General features: G+C 65.1%; 1 protein-coding gene. It reads left to right on the top strand.

The features are described 5' to 3' along the window. The first annotated feature begins 70 nt into the window (after positions 1-70). Entirely contained in the window at positions 71-1,357 is a 1,287-nt protein-coding gene (locus AC1UKG_RS11895) for an IS256 family transposase (RefSeq protein ID WP_482641803.1), read from the top strand. The last annotated feature ends 37 nt before the right edge of the window (positions 1,358-1,394 follow it).

Below are 1,394 nucleotides of genomic sequence, written 5' to 3'. Positions count from 1 at the left end.
GGGAGTGTGGATCTAACGGTGTTTCCGGCCTGACCTGCCAGGCGTTGTGCCTGGTGAGGAGGGTGCCGTGATGACCGCGACACTGAACGATCAGACCGGACGTAAGAAGCGGCCCGAGTCGACCGCGGAGGCGAAAGCCGCCGTCGAGTTGGTCCGAGCCGCCAAGGAACAAGGGCTGTCGTTGACGGGCCCGGACGGGCTGCTCAAGCAGCTGACCAAGACGGTCCTGGAGACCGCACTGAACGAGGAGATGACCGAGCACCTCGGCTACGAAAAGCACGACCAGGCCGGTGTCGGGTCGGGCAACATCCGTAACGGCACTCGGTCGAAGACGGTGTTGACCGACGGCAACGGCCCGGTGCAGATCGATGTGCCGCGGGACCGGGCGGGCACGTTCGAGCCGCAGATCGTCCGTAAGCGGCAGCGGCGCTTGTCGGGGGTCGACGAGGTCGTGTTGTCGCTGTATGCCAAAGGCCTCACGACCGGGGAGATCAGCGCGCACTTCGCCGAGATTTACGGGGCTTCGGTGTCGAAGGAGACGATCTCCCGGATCACCGACAAGGTGCTCGAGGAGATGGCGGATTGGTCGCACCGGCCCCTGGACGAGATGTACGCCGCGGTGTTCATCGACGCCATCGTGGTCAAGGTCCGTGACGGGCAGGTCGCCAACCGGCCGTTCTATGCCGCGATCGGCGTCACCCTCGACGGCGACAAGGACATCCTCGGTCTGTGGGCCGGCGCAGGTGGTGAGGGCGCGAAGTTCTGGATGAGCGTGCTCACCGACCTACGCAACCGCGGCGTCAAGGACGTGTTCTTCCTCGTCTGCGACGGGTTGAAGGGCCTGCCCGAGGTCGTGACGAACGTGTGGCCCCGCACGGTGGTGCAGACCTGCGTGATCCATCTGATCCGCAACACCTTCCGGCTCACCTCCCGCAAGTACTGGGACGAGATCAAACGCGACATCAAGCCGATCTACACCGCCGTCAACGCCGACGCCGCCCGAGCGGCGTTCGACGACCTGGCCGACAAGTGGCGCGGCCGGTATCCGGCGGTGATCCGCTTGTGGGACAACGCCTGGGCGGAGTTCATCCCGTTCCTCGACTACGACCTGGAGATCCGCAAGGTCATCTGCTCGACCAACGCGATCGAGTCGCTCAACGCCCGCTACCGGCGGGCGGTCAAGGCCCGCGGCCACTTCCCCAACGAGCAGGCCGCGTTGAAGTGTCTGTACCTGGTGACTCGCTCCCTGGACCCCACCGGAGCAGGCAGAACCCGATGGACGATGCGCTGGAAACCCGCGTTGAACGCCTTCGCCATCACCTTCAGCGACCGCTTCCCAGCCGCTGAAACCTACTAACCAAGATCGCCGGAAACACCGCTAGCGAGACAGCCCC

It is taken from the genome of Salinispora sp. CH2A1_6, from assembly GCF_056820975.1.
This window is presented reverse-complemented; position numbering and strand designations above follow the sequence as displayed.

Bases quoted from the DNA above. Each gene is read 5' to 3' on its own strand.
- AC1UKG_RS11895 (WP_482641803.1), top strand. From the start codon at position 71: ATGACCGCGACACTGAACGATCAGACCGGACGTAAGAAGCGGCCCGAG.